The sequence below is a fragment of the Brevundimonas sp. genome, from assembly GCF_036659295.1.
In the GTDB taxonomy this organism is placed as follows: Bacteria; Pseudomonadota; Alphaproteobacteria; order Caulobacterales; family Caulobacteraceae; genus Brevundimonas.
On the sequence record NZ_JAVXCU010000066.1, the window covers coordinates 1 to 5,685 of the forward strand.

The window sequence follows — 5,685 nt, forward strand, 5'->3', positions numbered from 1 at the left end:
CCACCTGCCCGATGTGCCTGTGGCGGACTTGCATACACCGGTTATCAGACCACGCTATTCGTCCGCCGCCGCTGGACGAGAGGTGGCTTGAAGGCTTATCAGCGGCTCATGGCTCCGGTATTATCCCCTACTCCCGAAACCCTCGTCACCCGAGGCTGGTCGGATTACGCGCTGATCGACAGCGGCAATGGTCGCAAGCTTGAACGCTATGGCCGCTATACGGTTGTGCGCCCCGAGCCACAGTGCTTCTGGTCGGCCAAGGACGAAAAGAAGTTCGAACAGGCCACAGCCATGTTCGATCCCCAGCAGGAGGAAGAGGATTCCGGCCGCTGGCGGTTCGACCATAACGGCCCGATTGACGCCTTCCCGCTGAAATGGCGCGATGTGCATTTCATGGGTCGCTTCACGCCCTTTCGTCACCTTGCCTTCTTCCCAGAGCAGGCAGCGAACTGGGAATGGCTGGATGCCCGCATCCGCACATTGAAACAGCCGAAGGTTCTGAACCTGTTCGGCTATACCGGCGTGGCCTCACTGGCTTGTGCCGCAGCAGGTGCCCACGTGACACACGTGGATGCATCCAAAAAGTCGGTCAACTACGCCCGCGAGAATGCCGAGTTGTCGGGCCTGTCCGATCGCCCGATCCGCTGGCTGGTCGAGGATGCCCGCAAGTTTGTAGCCCGCGAAGTTCGTCGTGGCAGCAAATATGACGGCATCATTCTGGACCCGCCCAAATATGGTCGCGGGGCCAATGGCGAGGTTTGGCGTCTGTTTGAAGACATGCCTGAACTGCTGATGGACTGCGCCTCGCTCCTGTCGGATGACGCATCCTTCCTGCTGCTGAACGCCTATGCCGCTCGTATTTCTGGCCTATCTCTGGCCCATATGATGGCAGAGGCCACCCACAACCGTGGCGGTCGTATCGACTGGGGTGAGCTTGCCCTGTCGGAAGACGGCAAAGACGCCCGCTCTATCGGCCTCAGCTTCTTTGCCCGCTGGAGCAATGTGTAATGAGCGAACACCTGATTACCTCGCTCACCAATGACACAGTGAAGGCCGTACGCGCGCTTCATATGCGTAAAGAGCGCGAGATGACGGGCCGATTTCTGGCCGAAGGTCTGAAATTTATTGGCGAGGCGCTGGACCAAGGCCGCGCCCCTGTCATGCTGCTGGTAGGACAGGATGCCCGTCCGCACCCGATCCTCGATCGCGCCAAGGCCGAGACGATGAAGGCCGGTGGCCAGATCATCACTGTCACCCACGCCATCCTCGAAAAGATCAGCCGCCGCGACAATCCGCAAACTGTGCTGGGAGTTTTCGAGCAGGTCTATACGCCGCTGAACGACATCGAACCGGACAGCAAGCCTGTATGGGTGGCGCTGGAACAGGTTCGCGATCCGGGTAATCTTGGCACCATCATCCGTACGGCCGACAGTGCCGGTTGCGGTGGTGTGATCTTGATCGGTGACTGTGTGGACCCCTATTCGGTCGAGGCTGTGCGCGCGACCATGGGCTCGGTCTTTGCCGTATCCATTACCAAGGCCACTCGCGAAGAGTTCGTGGAATGGCGCAAGGGCTGGAAAGGCAGCGTCATCGGCACCCGCCTTGATGCAACACACGGCTATCGCGACAGCCCTGTCCAGCATCCGGCCATCATCCTGATGGGCAACGAACAGGCGGGCCTGACCGACGAACTTGCTGCCACCTGCGATGTGAACGTCAAAATCCCGATGCGAGGTCGGGCCGACAGCCTGAACCTGGCCGTGGCCACCGGCATCATGGTCTATTCCATCACAGATGCGGCCTACGGATCCGGCCTATAAAAAATATGAGGGGGAAGGCTTACGCCTCCCCCTCTGTTTTTATGCGCCCCATGCCGACCAGTGCGACAATGGTCAAAAGCGCAGCGACGGCCAGATACAACCCAACGGCTGGCAGGCCATATTTGCTGGCCAGCCATGTCGCGGCAAACGGCGCCAGTGACGCGCCCAAGATACCCGCCAGATTGAATGTCATCGACGCGCCGGTATAGCGAACCTCCGTCGGGAACGGCCGTGCCAGTGCCGCGCCAATCGGCCCGTAGGTGCATCCCATCAGCGAAAAGCCGATGACAAAGAAGGCGACAATCCCGCCAAGGCCACCACCGAACAGCATGGGCAGCACCAGTCCAAACAGGCCAATCGCCACACTGGTCACCAACAGTGTACGCCCCTGCCCCCAGCGGTCTGCAGCCAGAGCCGCCACCGGAATGAACAGACCAAAGAAGCAAACGCCCAGCAACTGGATCGGCAGGAACTGCTCGCGGCTATAGCCCATCGAGGTCGTGCCCCAGCCCAGTGCAAACACGGTCATCAGATAGAACAGCACAAAGGTCGCCATTCCCGCCAAGGTGCCGGTCAGCAAGGCCCATTTGTGATTGGCAAATAGCGTCACCACCGGAGCCTTCACACGCTCCTCGCTGTCGATGGTTTTCTGGAACTCGGGCGTCTCGGTAATCTTGAGACGTACCCATAGGCCCACAATGACCAGCAGCGCGCTGGCAATAAACGGAATACGCCAGCCCCAAGCCATAAAGGCACTGTCGCTCAGTACCTGCCCCAGCACGATGAAGCTGGCCGTGGACAGGATAAAGCCGATCGGCGCGCCCAGTTGCGGGAACATGCCGTACCAGGCCTTCTTGCCCGGCGGTGCATTCTCGGTCGCCAGCAATACCGCCCCGCCCCATTCGCCGCCCAGCCCCAAGCCCTGTCCGAAGCGGCACAGCGCCAGCAACATGGGAGCCAGAACGCCGACCTGACTATAGACGGGCAAAACACCTATCAGGATGGTCGAGACACCCATCGTCATCAGGGCTGCAACCAGCGTCGCTTTGCGCCCCACACGGTCTCCAAAATGGCCAAACACGACCGCACCAACGGGGCGCGCGAAAAAGGCAATCGAGAAGGTCGCAAATGAGGCCAGCATGGCCGTCATCGGGTCGCTACCGGGGAAAAACAGCGCCGGAAACACCAGAACCGCCGCCGTGGCATAGATATAGAAGTCGTAAAACTCGATTGTCGTGCCAATCAGGCTGGCAAACAACACGCGCGATTTAGAATTGGCGGGCGGCAATTTTTGATCTTCGGGCAACAGATTTCCTCGGGCTGGAGGGCTGGTTGTTTCAGCATAACCCCTCCAGCGTCAAGAAAATGCGCGTACGATCATGTGCCGCGCGGTTTTACCCTGTTGGTAGCCGCCGCATTGGCTGGATCTTCGGGCCACGGGTGACGCGGATAGCGCCCGCGCATTTCTGCGCGAACCGCTGCCCATGATCCCGACCAGAACCCCGGCAGATCTTTTGTCACCTGAACCGGACGGCGCGCCGGCGACAAAAGCGACAGTGTCAGCGCCACACGCCCTGCGCCCACCATCGGATGGACTTTAACGCCAAACAGTTCCTGCACGCGGATTTCGACACGCGGCCCGCCCTCGGCTGCATAATCAATAGCCGCCGAGCCCAAAGGCGTTTCCAAACGCGCCGGAGCCACAACATCCAGCTTGCGCTGCAAATCCCACGGGATCAGGTTTCGTAACCCGTCGGCCAGTGCGCGATCACCGACTGCCGATAGATCATTCACACCCTCCAGAGCGGGCCACAGCCAGTCTTCGCGACGGGCAAACAGGCCTTCATCGGATACATCGGGCCAATCGCTGTTCAATGCATGCGCAAAGGCCAGCCGTGCGCGCAATGCGCTGGATGTCTCGCCCCATTTCAGACGCCCCAGACCATCCCGACCCACTTCATCCTGCAAGGCCTTGGTCATCATCTTGCGGTCAGGCGCACCCAGTATCTTCTCGTCCAGAACCACCGCACCGATATGGCGAATGCGCTTCATCACTGCCCGACCGGACGGTTCTCGGACCAAGCGGTCCTGTGTCTCTATGCGGTGCGCCAAATCCGTTTCCAGAGTGTTGCCATACAGTCTGGCTGCCAGCCGAACTCGGTCGCGCACATCGCCTCCGCCCAGTTCGGCCACCGCCAGCCAGCTTTCCCGTGACAGGTTTTCAGAGGCATCCACCATGGCACCGCGCCCAGATGCCAGCAGATATTCGCCAGTCTTACCCTTGGCGCGGGCGATCCGCTCGGGGAAGGCCTCGCACAGCAACAGGCCATAATCGGCCTCGCCCCCTGTCCCGTTGCCCGCCAGACGCGCCCAGCGTTCAGCCAGTTTCATAGCATCACGCGCACGCGGCGAGCGGTCGCGGGACAAGCCGCGAAAACGCTCTTCTACATCCACCGCGTTTCCGCCCAACCCCGGTTCGATCAGCAGGGCCGCGAGCTTGGCACCGCCCAAGGCATCCCCCTGATCTGAAGCCACAGTCACCATATGGGCCAGTCGCGGCGACAGCGGCATTTTCGCCAGCCTTTGTCCGTGCTTGGTCAGATCACCATTGGCTCCCAGCGCCCCCAGTCTGGTCAAAACCTTGCGCGCCTCGGCAAATGCGCCCGCAGGCGGCACATCCAACAATGCCAGCCCCTCTACGCTTTTGGCCCCCCACCGCGCCAGATCCAGTGCAAATGCCGTCAGGTCCGCTTCCTGGATTTCAGGCTTTTGATGCTGTACCAGTCCGCGTGTCTGCTCTTCGTCCCACAAACGGTAACAAACCCCCGGCTCCACACGGCCTGCACGCCCCTGCCTTTGCTCGGCAGAGGAACGGCTGACCTTCACTGTTGCAAGCCGCGTCAGCCCGCTGGACGGCTCGAAGCGTGGCACACGCGACAAACCACCATCAATGACGACCCGTACCCCCTGAATGGTCAGGCTGGTTTCCGCCACCGAGGTGGCCAGCACCACCTTGCGACGTCCCGCCGGTGCCGGTTCCAGCGCGCGATCCTGTTCAGCCTTGTCCAGCGCACCATAGAGGCCCACCACATCAATGCTTGGATCGCGCAGCTTTTCCTTCAAGCGCTGAACCGTTCTGTGGATTTCGCCCTGCCCCGGCAAGAAGGCGAGGATAGATCCGCTTTCCTCATGCAGGGCCTGCATCACGGCCTTGGCCATGGCGTCCTCGAACCGCTCCACGGGATTACGCCCCAGATAACGGGTTTCGACGGGGAACATCCGTCCTTGTGTCTCGACCACAGGCGGATCGTCCAGCAATCTTGATACACCCGCGACATCCAGCGTGGCCGACATCACCACCAGACGCAGGTCATCGCGCAACAGGGTTTGAGTCTCTCTCGCCAGAGCAAGTCCTAGATCGGCGTCCAGACTGCGTTCGTGGAACTCGTCGAACAGAACCGCTCCGACCCCTTCCAGCGCGGGATCATCCAGAATCATGCGTGTGAACACACCTTCGGTGATCACTTCGATGCGGGTATCGGGCCCAATCTTGCTCTGTAGCCGCGTGCGATAGCCGACGGTCTGGCCCGTTGCTTCCTTGAGCGTCGCGGCCATTCTTTCCGCAGCGGCGCGTGCCGCCAGACGGCGTGGCTCCAGCAACAGTATCTTGGCCCCGTCCAGCCATGGCCGGTCAAGCAGGCTCAACGGCACAACCGTCGTCTTGCCCGCCCCCGGGGGCGCGGCCAGAACGAGGGTTGGGTTTTCGTCCAGTGATTGGACGATTGATTCCAGTACGGCGTGGATAGGCAACATAGTCTGTTACTAGCCTGACGGAATGCGGGGACAAAATCGTCACGAAATTGAC

General features: G+C 60.8%; 4 protein-coding genes. 2 read left to right on the plus strand and 2 right to left on the minus strand.

Annotation, left to right across the window (positions count from 1 at the left end):
- Nucleotides 1-108 precede the first annotated feature (108 nt).
- Together RSB01_RS10925 and RSB01_RS10930 are read left to right on the plus strand one after the other, a co-directional pair.
- On the plus strand, nt 109-1,008 hold the full coding sequence (locus RSB01_RS10925; RefSeq protein WP_332619907.1) for a class I SAM-dependent methyltransferase: 900 nt from the start codon (nt 109-111) through the stop codon (nt 1,006-1,008).
- Entirely contained in the window at nt 1,008-1,820 is an 813-nt protein-coding gene (locus RSB01_RS10930; RefSeq protein ID WP_332619906.1) for an RNA methyltransferase, read from the plus strand. Before RSB01_RS10925 ends, RSB01_RS10930 begins: the two co-directional genes overlap by 1 nt.
- Nucleotides 1,821-1,839: 19 nt before the next feature.
- Here the strand turns inward: RSB01_RS10930 and RSB01_RS10935 are convergent, their stop codons facing one another.
- Both RSB01_RS10935 and hrpB read right to left on the minus strand, forming a co-directional pair.
- On the minus strand, nt 1,840-3,126 hold the full coding sequence (locus RSB01_RS10935) for an MFS transporter (protein WP_332591795.1): 1,287 nt from the start codon (nt 3,124-3,126) through the stop codon (nt 1,840-1,842).
- Between the two features lie 71 nt (nt 3,127-3,197).
- Entirely contained in the window at nt 3,198-5,633 is a 2,436-nt protein-coding gene (gene hrpB / locus RSB01_RS10940; RefSeq protein WP_332619905.1) for an ATP-dependent helicase HrpB, read from the minus strand.
- Nucleotides 5,634-5,685 lie beyond the last annotated feature (52 nt).

Excerpts from the sequence above, each read along its gene's own strand:
- RSB01_RS10925 (WP_332619907.1), top strand. The coding sequence starts at position 109 with ATGGCTCCGGTATTATCCCCTACTCCCGAAACCCTCGTCACCCGAGGC.
- RSB01_RS10930 (WP_332619906.1), top strand. The coding sequence starts at position 1,008 with ATGAGCGAACACCTGATTACCTCGCTCACCAATGACACAGTGAAGGCC.
- hrpB (WP_332619905.1), bottom strand. The coding sequence starts at position 5,633 with ATGTTGCCTATCCACGCCGTACTGGAATCAATCGTCCAATCACTGGAC.